This is a genomic window from Streptomyces shenzhenensis (assembly GCF_003688995.1).
GTDB classification, from domain to species: Bacteria; Actinomycetota; Actinomycetes; order Streptomycetales; family Streptomycetaceae; genus Streptomyces; species Streptomyces shenzhenensis_A.
The window spans coordinates 136702-153208 of sequence record NZ_PENI01000021.1; the positions used below are offsets into that span (position 1 = coordinate 136702).

General features: G+C 70.9%; 15 protein-coding genes. 14 read left to right on the forward strand and 1 reads right to left on the reverse strand.

Features of this window, described 5'->3' with window-relative positions:
* The first annotated feature begins 3 nt into the window (after nt 1-3).
* The 12 genes from CTZ28_RS28700 to solA all read left to right on the forward strand — a co-directional run bounded on the left by CTZ28_RS28700 (nt 4) and on the right by solA (nt 13329).
* Nucleotides 4-948, forward strand: a complete 945-nt coding sequence (locus tag CTZ28_RS28700) for an ABC transporter permease (protein ID WP_121892603.1) — start codon at nt 4-6, stop codon at nt 946-948.
* Nucleotides 945-1775, forward strand: coding sequence for an ABC transporter permease subunit (locus CTZ28_RS28705; RefSeq protein ID WP_121892604.1), 831 nt, complete (start codon nt 945-947; stop codon nt 1773-1775). The genes CTZ28_RS28700 and CTZ28_RS28705 overlap by 4 nt, the downstream gene beginning before the upstream one ends.
* A complete protein-coding gene (locus CTZ28_RS28710) occupies nt 1763-3346 on the forward strand; it encodes an ABC transporter ATP-binding protein (protein WP_121892605.1) in 1584 nt (527 codons plus the stop codon). Before CTZ28_RS28705 ends, CTZ28_RS28710 begins: the two co-directional genes overlap by 13 nt.
* 16 nt (nt 3347-3362) lie before the next feature.
* Nucleotides 3363-4145, forward strand: coding sequence for a class I SAM-dependent methyltransferase (locus CTZ28_RS28715; RefSeq protein ID WP_121892606.1), 783 nt, complete (start codon nt 3363-3365; stop codon nt 4143-4145).
* A 179-nt stretch (nt 4146-4324) separates the two neighbouring features.
* On the forward strand, nt 4325-5029 hold the full coding sequence (locus CTZ28_RS28720) for a GntR family transcriptional regulator (protein ID WP_183154642.1): 705 nt from the start codon (nt 4325-4327) through the stop codon (nt 5027-5029).
* A gap of 449 nt (nt 5030-5478) precedes the next feature.
* A complete protein-coding gene (locus CTZ28_RS28725) occupies nt 5479-6657 on the forward strand; it encodes an ABC transporter substrate-binding protein (RefSeq protein WP_183154643.1) in 1179 nt (392 codons plus the stop codon).
* Nucleotides 6654-7541: a carbohydrate ABC transporter permease gene (locus CTZ28_RS28730; protein ID WP_147481209.1), complete on the forward strand. Its 888-nt coding sequence runs from the start codon at nt 6654-6656 to the stop codon at nt 7539-7541. Before CTZ28_RS28725 ends, CTZ28_RS28730 begins: the two co-directional genes overlap by 4 nt.
* A complete protein-coding gene (locus tag CTZ28_RS28735) occupies nt 7538-8374 on the forward strand; it encodes a carbohydrate ABC transporter permease (protein ID WP_121892610.1) in 837 nt (278 codons plus the stop codon). Before CTZ28_RS28730 ends, CTZ28_RS28735 begins: the two co-directional genes overlap by 4 nt.
* Nucleotides 8371-9771 carry an LLM class flavin-dependent oxidoreductase gene (locus CTZ28_RS28740; protein WP_121892611.1) on the forward strand — a complete coding sequence of 467 codons (1401 nt, stop codon included), beginning with the start codon at nt 8371-8373 and terminating at the stop codon, nt 9769-9771. Before CTZ28_RS28735 ends, CTZ28_RS28740 begins: the two co-directional genes overlap by 4 nt.
* Complete coding sequence (locus tag CTZ28_RS28745; protein WP_121892612.1) at nt 9768-10955, forward strand: acyl-CoA dehydrogenase family protein; 1188 nt, start codon at nt 9768-9770, stop codon at nt 10953-10955. Before CTZ28_RS28740 ends, CTZ28_RS28745 begins: the two co-directional genes overlap by 4 nt.
* A gap of 86 nt (nt 10956-11041) precedes the next feature.
* A complete protein-coding gene (locus tag CTZ28_RS28750) occupies nt 11042-12112 on the forward strand; it encodes an aldo/keto reductase (RefSeq protein ID WP_121892613.1) in 1071 nt (356 codons plus the stop codon).
* A complete protein-coding gene (gene solA / locus CTZ28_RS28755) occupies nt 12109-13329 on the forward strand; it encodes an N-methyl-L-tryptophan oxidase (protein WP_121892614.1) in 1221 nt (406 codons plus the stop codon). The genes CTZ28_RS28750 and solA overlap by 4 nt, the downstream gene beginning before the upstream one ends.
* Nucleotides 13330-13346: 17 nt before the next feature.
* Here the strand turns inward: solA and CTZ28_RS28760 are convergent, their stop codons facing one another.
* Nucleotides 13347-14243, reverse strand: a complete 897-nt coding sequence (locus tag CTZ28_RS28760) for an alpha/beta fold hydrolase (protein WP_121892615.1) — start codon at nt 14241-14243, stop codon at nt 13347-13349.
* A gap of 97 nt (nt 14244-14340) precedes the next feature.
* Between CTZ28_RS28760 and CTZ28_RS28765 the strand changes: the two genes are divergently transcribed.
* Together CTZ28_RS28765 and CTZ28_RS28770 are read left to right on the forward strand one after the other, a co-directional pair.
* Nucleotides 14341-15246, forward strand: coding sequence for a LysR family transcriptional regulator (locus tag CTZ28_RS28765; RefSeq protein WP_121892616.1), 906 nt, complete (start codon nt 14341-14343; stop codon nt 15244-15246).
* Between the two features lie 56 nt (nt 15247-15302).
* Nucleotides 15303-16358, forward strand: a complete 1056-nt coding sequence (locus CTZ28_RS28770; RefSeq protein ID WP_121892617.1) for a tartrate dehydrogenase — start codon at nt 15303-15305, stop codon at nt 16356-16358.
* Nucleotides 16359-16507: the final 149 nt, after the last annotated feature.

Below are 16507 nucleotides of genomic sequence, written 5' to 3' on the forward strand. Positions count from 1 at the left end.
GAGGTGCTGCGCTACACCCTGCGGCGGTGCGGCTGGACGGTCGTCCAGCTCGGCGCCCTCAGCGTCATCGTGTTCCTGCTGACCGATCTGCTGCCGGGTGACGCGGCCACCGTCGACTTCAACGAGCAGGCCGGCCTGGACCAGGTCGCCCGGCTGCGGGAGCAGATGGGACTGGACCGTCCACTGGCCGAGCGGTTCGCCGACTGGGCGCACGGTCTGCTCACCGGCGATCTCGGCACCTCGCTGGTCGGCGGTGGCCCGGTGAGCGAGGTGCTGTCGTCGTCCGTCGGTGTGACGGCCGCGCTGGCCGCCATGACGATCCTGTTCCTGGTGCCGCTCGCCGTCGCCGTCGGCCTGCTGACCGGGCTGCGCGCCGACAGCCGCACCGACCGCGTGATCTCCGCCGTGACGCTGACGCTCACCTCGGTCCCGGACTTCGTCCTGGCCCTGCTGCTTGTGGGGCTGTTCGCACTCCGGCTGGGCTGGCTGCCCTCGACATGGGTGGGCGCGGACGACGTGTGGTGGCAACGGCCGGAGCTGTTCGTGCTGCCGCTGACGGTGCTGCTGGCCCGCACCGTGTGCGTGCTGTCCCGGCAGATCCGGGCCGGCACGATCACGGCGCTGCACGCCGGCTACACGGTGCAGGCCCGCCGGCTGGGTGTGCCGCCCGCCCGGCTGCTGCTGTGGCATGTCCTGCCCAACGCCGCCGCGCCCGGCGTGCAGGAACTGGCCCGCACCGGCGACCAGTTGCTGGGCGGCGTGCTCGTCATCGAAGCCGTCTTCGCCGTCCCCGGCACCGCGACGGCGCTGGTCGAGGCCGTACAGAACCGCGATGTGCCCACGGTCCAGGCGCTCACCCTGGCCCTGGCCGCGGTGGCCTGCCTGCTCAACCTGGCCGCCGATCTCGTCGGTCAGCGCTTGGCGCCCCGTACGGAGGTACTGCGATGAGACGCGGCGCACGGCGCCGTCACCGGCGCGTCACGGGCGGCGCGCTGCTGTTGGCACTGCCGGTCACGGCGGCCGTCGTCGGTCCGCTCGTGACGCCCGCCGACATCCCGTCCGACGGCCCGCCCTACGCGCTCGGCGGCGGGCACCCGCTCGGGACGGACGCACTGGGCCGGGACGTCCTGACGCTCGTGCTGCGCGGCGGCGCCAGTGCCCTGGGTGTGGCGTGTACGGCCGTGGCGCTGGCCGTCGCCGTGGGGGGCCTGCTCGGGCTGGCCGCGGCGGCCTCCCGCAGCCGCCGGCTCGACGACCTGCTCATCCGCCCGGTGGAGCTGCTCCTGCCGCTTCCCTCGCTGCTGGTCATCAGCGTCGTGGGGGTCGGCTGGCGCGGTCATCCGGTCGCGGTGGCCCTGGCCGTCGCCGCGCTCAACGTCCCGGCCGTCGCACGGCTGCTGCGCGCCGCGGCGCTGGACGCGGCCAGCGGCCCCGTCGCGGAGGCGCTGCGCCTCCAGGGCGAGTCACCGGCGCGGATCCTGTTCGGGCATGTCGGGCGGGCCGTGCTGCCGGTGGCCGCCGCCGACGCCGGTGCCCGCGTCGGCAGCGCGGTCTTCACCGTGGCCGCCGCCAACTTCCTCGGGCTCGGCCTCGATCCGACCTCGCCGGACTGGGGTGTGGTCATCGCCGCGAGCCGGGAGGCCCTGTTCGTGCAGCCGTGGGCGGTGTGCGCGCCGACGCTGCTGCTGGTGCTGTTCACGGTCGGCGTCAACCTCCTGGCGGACGGCCTGCTCGCCGCGAAGGCCGAGGGGAAGGCGACGGCGTGGAACCCGTGATCGAGGTCAGAGGTCTGACGGCGCGCGCGGGGACGGCCGTCCTGCTGGACGCCGTTGACCTCACCGTCGCAGGCGGCGAGGTGACCGCCCTGGTGGGCCCGTCCGGGAGCGGCAAGACGACGGCTGCCCTCGCTCTGCTCGGTGAGGCCGCAGCGGGCGTCCGGCTGAGCGGCACGGTACGGGTCGTGGGCATCCCGGTGGTGGACGCCGACGGCCCGACCGGCGCCGCGCGAGACGTACGCGGCCGGATCGTCTCCTACATGCCCCAGCACCCGGCCCACGCCCTCAACCCCGCCCGGCGGATCGGCTCGGTCCTCACCGAACTCGCCCGCCTGCATCGGCCGCGCGGAACCGTAGGACGGTCCGCCGCCGCGGACCTCGCGGCCGAGGCCCTGCGCACCGCCGGGCTGCCGGACGACATCGCCACCCGGCGCCGTTTCCCGCACCAGTTCTCCGGCGGGCAACGACAGCGTGTGGCGCTCGCCCAGGTACTGGCGGGCAGTCCCCGTGTCCTGGTGCTCGACGAACCCAGCACCGGCCTGGACACGGTGACACGGATGCGGCTGGCGGGGCAGTTGACCCGGCTCGCCGCCGACGGGTTCACCGTACTGCTGCTCAGCCACGACCACGATCTGGTGCGGGCGGTGGCCGCCCGCACGGTCCTGCTGGACCGTGGCCGGGTGAGCGCCGCGGGCCGCACCAGGGATGTGCTGCCGGCCGCGCCTCGTCCGGTGTCGTCCACTCCCCCGGCGCCGGTCACGCCCGCCTCCGAAACGGTGCTGTACGCACGGGGGTTGACCGCATGGCTGCGTCCGGGGCGCCAGGGCGAGATCCTGCACGAGGTGACCGTGCGGGTACCGGAAGCGGGCTGCACGGCGGTCGTCGGCCCGTCGGGCAGCGGCAAGACGGTCCTCGCCCGCTGTCTCGCCGGGCTGCACGAACGCCACCGCGGACACGTCATGTTCCGTGGCGAGCCGCTGCCCGTGCTGCGGCACCGCACCGTCCGGCAGATCCGCGGGGTGCAGTACGTCTGGCAGGAGGTGCGCAACTCCTTCGACGAACGGCGCACGGTCCTGGAGCAGGTGGCCCGCACCGCCGTTCGGCTGCGCGGCCTGTCCGCGCCGCAGGCCGAGCGGCGGGCACGGCAGGTGTGGGAGCGGCTCGGGCTCACGACCGAGCACGCGACGCGGCATGCGGGTGCGCAGTCGGGCGGGGAACTGCAACGGGCAGCGCTGGCCAGGGCGTTGCTCGCCGAACCGGACGTACTGATCTGCGACGAGATCACCACCGCGCTCGACACCGTCAGCACGGAACTGGTGACGGCCGAGCTCACCCGCCTCCGCGAGGAGAGCGACACAGCCGTGCTGTGGATCGGCCACGATCTCGCACTCGTGGAGCAGCTGGCGGACGACCTGGTCGTCCTCGACGCGGGCAGCGTCGTGGACAGCGGCGACAGCCGTACGGTCCTCACCTCCCCGCGCTCCGAGACCACCCGTCTGTTGCTTCGGGCCCGGCATCTGGGCCCGGTGCCCGCGATGTCGTCCGAACCGGCCCCGACCGACGTCCAGTGAAAGGAACACCCCGCCCATGACCACCACGACCACAGCCGACTGGCAGCAGTGGCAGACGAGTTGGGACCGCCAGCAGGAGTGGTACATGCCGGACCGGGAGGAACGGTTCCGGGTCATGACCGACGCGGTCGAAGCCGTGGCGGGCCGCACCCCGCTCGTCCTCGACCTCGCCTGCGGCACGGGCAGCATCTCCGACCGCCTGCTGCGCCGGCTCCCCGGCGCCCGCACCGTCTGCGTGGACATCGACCCCGCCCTGCTGACCATCGCCCGCGGCCACTTCGCCGGGGACGAGCGGGTCGCCTTCGCCGAGGCCGATCTCACGGACCCCGACTGGGCCGAGCGGCTCCCCCTTGCGTCCTACGACGCCGTCGTGACAGCCACCGCCCTGCACTGGCTGGACACCGAACCGCTCCGCCGCCTCTACGGCACCCTGGCAGGGCTGCTGCGCGAGGGCGGTGTGTTCCTGAACGCCGATCACATGTACGACGCGTCGGCTCCCCGACTCACCGCGGCTTTGAGCGCCCTGCTCACCGAACGCCAGGAGCGGCAGCGGCGGGAGGGCGCACTCGACTGGGCGGACTGGTGGAGCCGGGTGGCCGACGATCCCGTACTCGCCGAGCCGGCTGCCCGCCGCTTCGCCCTGCTGGGCGACCCACGTGAGCCCCGGCCTGTCGGCGCGAAGCCGGACCGGCCCACCGCCACCCGCTGGCACCTCGACACCCTGCTGGAGCAGGGCTTCGCCGAGGCTCGGCAGGTGTGGTGCTCCGCGAGCGACGCACTGGTGGCCGCACTGCGCTGAGCCGACTCCGCGGCACGCATTCCCTTTCATCGAGCATACCCGTGAAATTGCGGGCGCCGAAAAGCTGCAACATAAATTTCATAATTCTCGCGGTGCAACTTGTGTGGCACGCAGGCCTGATACCTTGATTTCGCAGAAAAAGGCCACCCAAAAGGATCTCGAGAAGGGCGGAAGCGCCAGTGCCAGTCACTCAGCGCATCTACGGGGCATTGCGCTCGGGCATACGGGACGGCCGGGTCCCCTCCGGGTCGAGGCTCGACGAGGGCCAGCTCGGCCGGACGTTCTCCGCTCCGCGTGACGCGGTCCGTGTGGCTCTGCAGCGGCTGCGCGACGACCGCCTGGTCGAGCGCGCCCCGCGCCGGGGCACCGTGGTGATGCGCGGTCCCAGCCGGGTGGACGTCGGCCAGCTGTTCCGCGTGCGCAACCTCGACCCCACGGTGGCGGTGCTGGAGGTCACCGCCTGCCCCGCACCACCGGGCCTGTTCGACGAGCAGCCGGCCACCACCGGGACCGTGGTGGTCGAGCGCCTGCTGGGCCATGGCGACGCCCTCTGCTTCGAGATCACATTCTCCCGGGCCGTCGACAGCGATCTGTACGCCCGGCTGTCGGCGATGCATTCCCAGGACCGTCCGCGCTGGGAGGCCAGTCAACCCCTCGACGAGTACTTCACCGAAACATACAGAGCTCAGCTCGGCAATGTGGCCATCACGGCGGAAGCCGTCGAGTGCGACCGGCAACTGGCCACCCTCATTCGCATCGATGAGGGGAAATCCGTTTTTCGCTTCGAGCGCCGCCTCTCCGATACCGAAGGACTGCTCCTCGAAGTGTCCCACGCATATTTTCCAGCGAGCGCGAACTTCCTCGAATTCACCGAGGGCGCCTGACGGAGACCGGCGCGGGCTGGAATGCGCCTCGCCACCTCGCTCCCGCCCGCCGTCCGGCCGGCGCCCCAGCCGTCCGACGGACGCAGCCCTGAAAGAAGACGCCCGACAACCGCGGAAGCGGCGTCGCGCAATCCCGCGCAATCACCGCCACTCCCCAGCGCTCCCAACGGGTTCTGCCGGCAGACTGGCGCGCATTCCAGATCGTGAAACCGCGTGACGACATCGGCCTGGTCAGCGCATACGATGCGGCCCGGACTTCATGTCCGCCATCTCTGGGAGGCTCGATGTCGGTTTGGCTGCCAAGGACCACGTTTCGCGCGACGGCGACGGTCGTCGCCATGGGATGTCTCGCGTGTGTGTCCGGCTGTGCAGGCGATTCCGAGGGTTCATCGGCCAAGAAGTCGCTGCCGTCCCTGTCTGCGCTGGGAAATCCGGACCAGCAGGTCACGGTGACATGGCTGGACGCGGCCAACACGAACGTGAATGTGGGCTCGACCATCAAGAAGTTCGAGGCCGAATACCCGAACATCACCATCAAGTACGAGTCGATTCCGTACGCCGATTTCGAAACCGTTCTCCCGTCCCGTCTCACGTCCGGAAAGGTCGACGTGATCACCGTCGACCAGCCGCTGACGGCCCGCTACGTGGCCGCCGGCTATCTGGCAGACATCACCCCTGTGTTCAAGAGCGAGTTCGACGCGCTGGACAAGGCGTCGCTCGCCGGTTCGACGGTCGACGGGAAGCTCTACAACGCGCCCGAGCAATCAGACAGTTCGTTCCTCTTCTACAACAAGGACCTGCTCGAGAAGGCCGGGGTGGCGCTGCCGTCGTCCGACCCCTCGAAGCCCGCGACGTGGGAACGGATCACCGCCGACGCGAAGAAGGCGCAGCAGGCCGGAGCGGAACACGGCATCACGTGGGAGCGCATCTCCAACTGGTACTACCAGTGGCCCCTCGTGCAGGGACTCGGCGGAGGCTACGGAGCCGACGGCCCGGACAGTCTGACCCCGAACCTGGACAGCGAGGCCGCGGTGAAGGCGTTCAGCTGGTACGCCGACCTCTACAAGGACAAGGTCAGCCCGCAGGGCGACGCCAACAGCGTCTACACGAGCCTGTTCGCCTCCGGGAAGTCCGCGTTCCACATCGGCGGCGACTGGAACATCGCCGAACTGAACAAGAACAAGGACCTGGACTACGGGATCGCGCCGATGCCCAAGTTCGCCGGCGGCCAGGCCGTCTCGAACGCCGGCGGGGTGGGCCTGGGACTCTACACCGGGTCGAAGAACACCGAGGCGGCGCTGACGTTCATCAACGCGATGGTGTTCAAGGGCGCCGGAGCAGCCGCGTACAACTCAGAGACCAGCTCGCCGCCGGCCAACGACGAGGGCAAGAAGCTGTACTGGGCACAGGAGGTGTTCCAGGACCCGCGTGCGACCGACGCCCAGAAGGTCGTGGACCACCAGCTGTCCCAGGGCATCGCCAAGGAACGGGTGTCCACCGTCGGCTGGAACGAGCTGAGTTCCGCGCTGTCCTCGGCCCTGCTGTCCATCACCAATGGTGAGGACGTCGAGAAGGCCCTGAAGTCGGCGCAGTCCACGGCCGGCGCGGCGCTGGAGAAGTACAAGTGAGCCGTCGTACTCCCGGGGTACGGCGCGGGGCCCGGACCGGCGTGCTGCTGGCCTTCACCGGTCCGGCCCTGGCTCTGCTGATCCTCACCAGGCTCGCTCCCGAGGGCTACTCGCTCGTCGCGTCGTTCGAGAAGGTCGACCCGTTCGGCAGCGCCTCGTGGACATTCGCCGGTTGGGACAACTTCCGGCGGCTGTTCACGAGCGCGGCGTTCTGGCAGGTGCTCGGCGTGACCGTGTGGTTCGTCGTCCTGGCGAGTCCCGTCATCGTGGTGGGATCACTCTTCCTGGCCTGGCTCTACACCCGCACGATGCCGATGCGCGGCTTCTGGCGCACGGTGGCGTTCCTGCCCAGCGCCATCCCCAGCCTGGGGCTGACGGTCATGTGGGGCGTGGCGCTGAAGCCCACCGGTGTGCTGAACAACGTCCTCGAAGCGCTCGGTCTGCCCGCCCAGGGCTTCTACAGCTCCACGGCACAGGCCCTGCCGACCATCGCGTTGATCACGGCCTGGGGCGGTGTCGGCTACTGGATGGTCTTCCTGATCGCCGGCCTGCTGGACATCCCGCGTGAGGTGCTCGAGGCCGCGCGGATGGACGGGGCGTCACCATGGCGCGAGTTCTTCTCCGTGGTCGTGCCGCTGCTGCGCAGGCCGCTGCTGTTCGTGCTGGTCGCCAACACCGTCTGGGTGTTCCAGATCTACGCCCCGATCCAGGTGCTCACGAACGGCGGGCCCTCGGGAGCGACCTCGACCCTGATGTTCGACACCGTCCGCACCGCGACGGTCTACTCCAACCAGCAGCAGGCGATGGCCCAGATGGTGGTCCTGCTGGTGCTGCTCGGCGCCACCGTCGCCGCGCAGTTCGCCCTGCTCGGGGAGCGGGAATGACAGCCCTCGCGCGGAAACGGGCACGGCGGTACGGCCTGACCGTGCTCGGTGTGCTCAGCGGCCTGGTCTTCCTCGTCCCGGTCTGGTGGCTCGTCGTCGCCGCGTTCCGGGATCCGACGGAGGCGCTCAGCAGCACCTCGGTCCTCGACACGCTGATACCGCGGTCCTTCTCCTTCGCGGGCTTCCGGTCGGCGATCGAGGACGGCTACCTCCGTGCGGTCGGTGTCTCGCTCGCGGCGGCGGCCGGCACGGTCGTGGGCGGGCTGGCGGTGTCGTCCCTCGCCGCGTACGGATTCGTCGCGGTGCGGACCCGGCTGTCGAGGGTGCTGTTCGTGGTGGTCGTGGCCAGCTTTCTGCTGCCGTTCGAGACGCTGTCGGTGCCGTTGGTGCCGGTCTTCTCCCGCCTCGGCCTGTCCGACGGACTGCCCGCGCTGATCCTGCCGGCACTCGGCAACGGGCTGGCGGTGTTCAACCTGCGCCAGGCGTTCCTGAGCGTCCCGCTCGAACTGGCCGAGGCGCAGCACATGGACGGCGCGGGGCATCTGCGCCGCTTCTGGCACCTGTACCTGCCGCTGAGCCGCCCGGCACTGATCGGTTCCGGGATGATCCTCTTCGTGTCGCAGTGGGACTCCTATCTGTGGCCGCTCCTGATCATCTCCGACAACCACAACGTCACGGCGAGTGTGGCGATCGCGTCGAACTTCGGCCCCCTGTCGTCCCACACACAGCGGGCGTTCGCCGAGGTGCTCGTACTCGTCGTCATTCCGGCGGTCCTGCTGCTGTTCACCCAGCGCCGGCTCATCGCCTCGTCCTCCACCAGCGGTATCCGATGACATCCAAGGAGCAGATCATTCCGGCACGCAACCGCCCCCTGATCTTCAACGCGTTCGAGATGACCGGTGTCGGCTACTACGCGCACGGCACCTGGACGCACCCCCGCAGTCACCGGGAAGGTTTCACCGATCTCTCGTTCTGGCTGGACCGCGCGCGCCAGTTCGAGGAGGGCCTGTTCGACGCGGTGTTCTTCGCGGACGTGCTCGGGGTCTACGACATCTACCGACGGTCCCCGGATCCCGCGATCCGCAGCGCCGTCGACTTCCCGCTGCTGGACCCGGTGACCGTCATCCCGGCCATGGCCGCGGTGACCCGGCACCTCGGGTTCGCGGTCACCGTCTCCACCACCTATGAGCACCCGTTCGCCCACGCACGCCGCTTCGCGAGTCTCGACCACCTCACCGGTGGCCGGATCGGCTGGAACGTCGTCACGTCCTATCTACCGAACGCCGCCCGCAACTTCGGCCTCTCCGAGATGCCGGGACACGCGGTGCGCTACGCCCGGGCGGAGGAGTTCCTGGAGGTCTCCTACAAGCTCTGGGAGGGCAGCTGGCTCGACGACGCGGTGCTGTACGACAAGGACAACACCGTCTACGCCGACCCGGCGAAGGTCCGGCGCATCGACCACCACGGGCAGCTGTTCGACGTGCAGGGCCCCTCGCTGGTGCCGCCGTCGCGGCAGCGCACCCCGGTGATCTACCAGGCCGGAGCGTCCGAGCGGGGACGTGCCTTCGCCGGCCGTCATGCCGAAGCCGTCTTCGTCAACGGCACCAACCCCGGCGCGCTGACCGCGGCAATCACCGCGATCCGTGACGCCGCCGAGGCCGCGGGCCGCCGGCGCGACGACCTGCGGGTGGTCACCGACCTGTCGGTGGTCATCGGCCGGACCGAGGAGGAGGCCCGGCGCAAGGCGGATCTGGTGCGGCGCTCCCAGTCGGTCGAAGGCGCCCTGGCCGGCTTCGGCGGCGCCAGCGGCATCGACCTCTCCACCGCGTCCGGGAAGGAACGGCTCAGTCCCGCACCGGGCGAGCACTCCCAGTCCGAGGCCGCCCGGTTCACCAGGGAGAAGCAGACCCCCGACCGGGTGGACGACGTCGTCCGCCGCCTGACCGACCTCAGCCCGTACTCGGAGACCCTGATCGGCACGCCCGCACAGATCGCCGACGGCATCAGCCGGATAGCGGACACCACCGGAGTCGACGGCTTCAACCTGCACGAGTTCGTCACGCCCGACGACTTCACCGAGTTCATCGAGTCCGTCGTGCCGATCCTGCAACGACGGGGCCTCTACCGCACCGCGTACGAGCCCGGCAGCCACCGTCACCGGCTGCTCGGTGCCGGCGACCGGGTGGCCGACACCCATCCCGCCGCGGCCTTCCGGGAGGTGTCGGCATGAGTACCCCACCCGTGCCCGTCCTGGCATCGGCGTCCGAGGCCGTCCGGGCGGCTCACGACCTCGCCGCCGAACTCGCGGCGGACGCCTCGGCGCGCGATCGCGAGGGACGTTTCCCGTACCGGGCGGCGAGGCTGCTGTCGGAGTCGGGGCTGCTGGGCATCCGGATCCCCGCCGCATACGGGGGCGCCGGCGTGGACCAGCGGACCGTCGCCGAGGTCTTCCGCGTCCTGGCCGCAGCGGACGGTGCCCTGGCGCAGATCCCGCAAAGTCACTTCGCGTTCCTCGACGCGCTCCTCGTGGCCGGCGACGAGACGCTCCGGCGCGAGGTGTTCGCGGCGGTGCTCGCCGGAGCCCGCATCGGGAACGCCGCGAGCGAGCGGGGCGGCAGGACGGCCGCCGATTTCCGCACCCGGGTCGTGCGGAGCGCGGACGGTCTGCGGCTGCAGGGCACCAAGCACTACGCCACCGGGGCGCTCGGCGCGCAGTGGATCGCCGTCTACGCGCTCCTCGACGACGAACTCACCGTCGTCTTCGTGCCGGGCGACGCCCCGGGCGTGCGCCTTGCGGATGACTGGGCCGGCATGGGACAGCGCGCCACGGGAAGCGGTACCGCCCGGTTCGACGACGTACCCGTGGCCGCACACCGGGTGATCAGGCCGTGGACCCAGCCCGCGGCGCGCCGCGGCTGGTGGCTCGCCGGCCGGCTCGCGCACACCGCCATCGACGTCGGCATCGCCGAGAACGCCCTGCACGACGGCCTCGCCTATCTGGCCACACGGGCGCGGGTCTCCCCGGGGCTGCCGTTCGACGCCCCTGGCGACGACCCGCTGATCCAGCACGGTGTCGGCGTGGCCGCCACCCGCACCCGTGCGGCACGGCTACTGCTGGCGGATGCGGCCCGCGCGGTCGACCTGGCCTGGAACAGCGACGAGGACACGGACGTCCGCGAGGCACGCCTCGTCCTCGACCAGGCGAAGGCGTTCGCCGCCGACGTCGCCGTCGAGGTGTCCAGTGACCTGTTCAGCTGGACGGGCACCAGCGCCACCGACGACCGGCACAACCTGCACCGGCACTGGCGCAACGCCCGTACCCACACCCTTCACGATCCGAACGGCTGGAAGTACGCCTCCGCCGGCGCGGCCCTCGTCCGCCAGGCCCAGGAGGCCCGCGCCGCAGGCGACTGAGGCCGATCCCGGACACCCCGTCGCCGCAGCGCGCGGCGCGGCCGAGAACTCCGTGCCCGACCACCCCGACGCCCTCATGGAGAACCATGTCGAACACCGCCACCTTCAACGACGAGCGCCCCGACCCGCACGACGTCTTCCGCGCCGACCCGCGCCGCGCCGCCGAGGTCGAGTACCGACGCGCCGGCCGCAGCGGTCTGCTGCTGCCCCCCATCAGTCTCGGCCTGTGGTACGGGTACGGGGACGACCGGGCGTTCCAGACACAGCGGGACCTGATCCGCTACGCCTTCGACCACGGTGTCACCCACTTCGACCTGGCCAACAACTACGGCCCGCCCCCGGGCGCCGCCGAGGAGAACTTCGGGCGGGTACTGCGCAAGGACCTGCGTCCCTACCGCAACGAACTGGTCATCACCACCAAGGCAGGCTGGCCGATGTGGCCCGGCCCCTACGGCCGCCTCGGCTCGGCCAAGTACCTGCTCACCAGCCTCGACGAGTCCCTGGAGCGGCTCGGCGTCGACCACGTCGACATCTTCTACTCCCACCGCTACGACCCGGACACCCCGTTGGAGGAGACCATCGGGGCGCTCGACGCCGCCGTACGGGCCGGCAAGGCCCTGTATGTGGGTATCTCCTCCTACTCGGCCGCGCGCACCAAGGAGGCGATCGCCGTCGCGCGGAGTCTCGGCACACCGCTGGCGGTCCACCAGCCCTCGTACTCGCTGCTGAACCGGTGGATCGAGACCGAACTGCTGGACACACTGGGCGAGGCCGGCATCGGCTCCGCCGTGTTCACACCGCTGGCCCAGGGCCTGCTCACCGACCGTTACCTGGATGGTTTCGACGGGGTGCGGCGCAGCGGCGCGCGTCCCACGCTGCCCGCTGCGGCGCTGACCGACGCCACCCTGGTGAAGCTGCGGGCCCTGAACCAGATCGCCGAGCGCCGCGGCCAGACCCTCGCACAGCTCGCGCTCGCCTGGGTGCTGCGTGACACCCGGGTCACGACCGCCGTGGTCGGCGCGGTCAGCGTGGAGCAACTCCGCGACAATCTCGACGCGTTGACGAACCTCTCCTTCACCGAGAAGGAACTCGCCGAGATCGACGAGCACGCTGTCGAGGCCGGGGTCAACCCCTGGACGGCCTCGTCCGAGCTGTGACCGGCGACAGCGCCGCGGCGGTCCGGAGCGGGTCCTTCGCGCCCGTGCGCACGGATGTCGTGGTGATCGGCCTCGGCGCGTTCGGCTCGGCCGCCCTGTGGCGCCTGGCCGAGCGGGGGGTCGATGTGGTGGGCCTGGAGCGTTTCGGGGTGGGGCACCCGTTCGGCTCGTCGCACGGCATCACCCGGCTGTTCCGGGTCGCCTGCCAGGAGCATCCCGGGTTGTCCCCGATCGCGGGCAGGACCCGCGACCTGTGGCACGAACTCGAAGACCGGTACGGGCAGGAGCTGGTGCGGCAGAGCGGATGCCTGAGCGTGGGCTCACCGGGATCCACGCCGATCACCGGGACCCTCGCCGCCGCGGCCGGCGCGGGCCTCCCGGTGGTCCGCCTGGGGCACGACGAACTCGTCGCCCGCTACCCGCAGTACGCCGGTCTGGGCGCCACCGACGAGGCGGTCCTCGACCCGGAGGCCGGGATCTGCTTCCCCGAGCGGGCCGTGCGCGCCCATGTGCGCGCGGCGTCCGAGCACGGGGCCGTGGTCTACACGGACACGCGGGTGGTCCGTCTCGAACTCACCGCGGACGGCGTCGTCGCGCACACACCGACCACACGTGTGGTCGCCCGGCAGGCCGTCGTCAGCGCAGGGGCCTGGCTCGGACAGCTGGTCCCCGGCCTGCCCCTGCAACCGCGCCGCGTCCCCCTGTTCTGGTTCCGGGCCCGTGACCCGCGGGACGAGGGGTTCGCTCTGGAACGGTTCCCGGCGTTCATCCGGCAGCTCCCGGACGGCCGGGTGCTGTGGGGGCACGGCTCGGACAGCCGGGAGGGCTTCGGCATCAAGATCGGGATGGAGGATCAGGGGCACAACTTCTCGGACACCGATCCCGACGAGGTGGACCGCGGCATCCATCCGGACACGGACATCGCCCAGCTGTCCGCGTGGGTCGCCGACGCGTTCCCCGGTGTCGATCCGGTACCGGCCGGCGCGGCCCCCTGCATGATCACCACGACCCCGGACCACCAGTTCGTCGTCGGACGGCCCGGCGGCGACCCGCGTCTGGTGGTCGCCGGCGGGGACTCGGGCCACGGCTTCAAGCACGCCGCCGGCATCGGGGAGCTGCTGGCCGGATGCACGCTGGGCGAGACTCCGTACACCGACGTCGGATTCCTCTCCCCCGACCGCTTTCCCGCCTCGGGCAACGGACCGTCACCGAGCTGACCCGGTCCCGCGCCCGGTTACCGCCGGCCCTGAAGAAAGGCGTCCAGCAGTGTCGCGGTCCGGGCGGGGGCTTCTTCGGGCACGTAGTGGTCGCAGGGCAGTGCCCGGCCCTGTACGTCCGTGCCGTACGCGCGCCAGACGTCGAGGACGTCGTAGGTGCGGCCGACGAAGCTGTGCTCGCCCCACAGGGCCAGCAGGGGACACGTGACGCGGCGGCCCGCGGCGGCGTCCGCGTCGTCGTGGACGAGGTCGATGCTCGCGGCGGCGCGGTAGTCCTCGCACGAGGCGTGGATGGCTGCCGGGTCGGAGAAGCAGCGCACGTATTCGTCCTGCGCGATCGGGCTGATGGGGGTTCCGCCATGGTGGCGGGCGCCCATGCGGGTGCGGACCCAGAAGCCGGGGTCGGCGCCGATGAGGTGTTCGGGGATGTTGTTGCCGGCGGCGAGGAAGTACCAGTGGTAGTAGCCGAGCCCGAAGTCGCTGTCGGCGTGCCGGAACGCGTGCCGGGTGGGCACGATGTCCAGGACGGCCAGCGCCGTGACGGCGTGCGGATGGTCCAGGGCGAGGCGGTGTCCGACCCGGCCGCCGCGGTCGTGGCCGACGACCGCGAAGCGGTCGAAGCCCAGTTCCCGCATCACCAGAAGCTGATCGTGTGCCATCCAGCGCTTGGCGTAGGCGGCGTGGTCAGGGCCGGAGTGCGGCTTGTCGCTGTCGCCGTAGCCGCGCAGATCGGTCAGGACCACCGTGTGCCGTGCGGCCAGCAGCGGAGCCACGTGGTGCCAGATCAGATGCGTCTGCGGGTAGCCGTGCAGCAGCAGCACCGGCGGGCCGTCTCCACCGACGCGGACATTGATGCGTACGCCCTCGGCGTCCACGAGACGGTGGGCGAACTCAGCGGGTAGCAGGTCGGTCATGCCCCGATCACAGCAGCCCGCAGAGTGCCGGTCCAAGACTGTTTGGCGACCATGCTTATAGGGGCAACCTATGTGACCCCTTGAGCGGAGGACGGCGATGGATGTCAGGCAGCTCGAGTACTTTCTGGCCGTGGTCGACCACGGCGGCTTCAACCGTGCGGCCTCGGCGCTCTATCTGGCCCAGCCCTCCCTGTCGCAGGCGATCCAGACGCTGGAGCGCGACCTGGGCAGTGAACTCTTCCACCGCATCGGCCGCAAGGCCGTGCTGACCGAGGCGGGGACCGCCCTGATCGAACCGGCCCGCGCGGCCGTCCGCAGTCTGGAGATGGCGCGGGCGACGGTGGAATCCGTGCACGGCCTGCGCAGTGGGCAGGTGGACATCGCGGCGATGCCCTCCCAGTCCATCGAGCCGCTCACCAGCATGATCAGGCGCTTCACGGAGCGATACCCGCAGGTTTCCGTGGCGATCCAGGCTGCCTTCACCCCGGGAGATGTCACCGCGACGGTGCGCACCGGGAAGGCCGAGCTGGGGCTGGTGGCCGGCCCCGCGCCGCTCCCGGCGACCGATGTGCGGCCCTATCGGATCCTGGAGCAGAGGTTCGTTCTGCTCGCCCCGCCCGACGGGCCCTTTCCGCCCGGGTCGCCCGTTCGGCAGGAGCAGCTTGCCGGACAGCGTCTGATCGTCGGTCAGCAGGGGACCGGCATGCGTCAGTACGTCGATGACCTTCGTACGGCGGGAGTCGAGTGGACGGTCGCCGTGGAGAGTGAGCATCGCATCGCGATCCTGCCGCTCGTGCTCGGCGGCGTCGGCCTGGCCGTGGTGACCGACGCGTGGCGCGACTTCGCCGAACAGGCCGGGGCGCTCGTGCTGGACATCGAGCCGGCGACCAGCCTGCACATCGCGCTGCTCAGCAGGAAAACAGCGCTGACCCCGGCTGCGCAGGCGTTCCTGACCTGTGCGGCAGAGGGTGCCGACGGCACGATGGATAGGCGTGTCCTATAAGCGACATGGACAGCCCGTCTTGGACGTGCCGACGTGCCGCTTGCTGCAATCCAGACATGACGAACCACCGCATCGCCCTCATCCCCGGTGACGGGATCGGCACCGAGGTGCTGCCCGCCGCCCGCCGTGTCCTGGACGCCGTCGCCGCCCGGCACGGCCTCGCCTTCTCCTACGACGAGTTCGACTGGTCCTGTGCGCGCTATCTGCGCGAGGGCGCGATGATGCCCGACGACGGTCTGGATCAGCTCCGCAACCATGACGCGATCCTCCTGGGCGCCGTCGGATACCCCGGCGTGCCGGACCACGTCTCCCTGTGGGGTCTGCTGATCCCCATCCGCCGCGGCTTCCGCCAGTACGTCAACCTGCGGCCGATCCGCGTCTTCGAGGGAGTGGCAAGCCCTCTGCGCACCGCCGAGCCCGGCGAGGTCGACTTCGTGGTGGTGCGAGAGAACGTGGAAGGCGAGTACAGCGAGATCGGCGGCCGTATGAACCGCGGATTCCCCGATGAAATGGCCGTCCAGGAGGCCGTGTTCACCCGCGCCGGGGTCAACCGAGTGCTCGACTACGCCTTCGGCCTGGCCGCTCGGCGTGGTGGCCGTCTGACCTCGGCCACCAAGTCCAACGGCATCGTGCACACGATGCCCTTCTGGGACGAGCTCGTGAACGAGCGTGCCCAACTCCATCCCCTTGTGCCGTGGGACCAGGAGCACGTCGACGCACTGGCCGCGAAGTTCGTCCTCGATCCCGCGCGCTACGACGTCGTCGTCGGGTCGAACTTGTTCGGCGACATCCTCAGCGACCTCGCCGCCGCCGTCGCGGGCAGCATCGGCATCGCCCCCGCCGCCAACCTCAACCCCGAGCGGGAATTCCCCTCCATGTTCGAGCCGGTGCACGGTTCCGCGCCGGACATCGCCGGACGCGGCATCGCCAACCCGCTCGGCGCGATCTGGTCCGCCGCCATGATGCTCGACCATCTCGGCCATCCGGCCGCGGCCACCGACATCACGGACGCGATCGCCGCCGTCCTCGCCGAGACGTCCGTGCGGACCCCGGACCTCGGCGGCTCCGCCGGCACCTCGGAGTTCACCGAGAAGCTCCTCGAACTCCTCTGACGTGCTGCGGGCGGCGGCCGACGCAAGGCCGCCTCACCACGACAGTTAGCAATGCATGTTGACTATCTTCTAGACTAGGAGCATGGTGATGCTCCCGGAATCCCGGCGGCTCGCGGCCGGCCGGGCCGTCATCGACCAGAAGGAGCCCC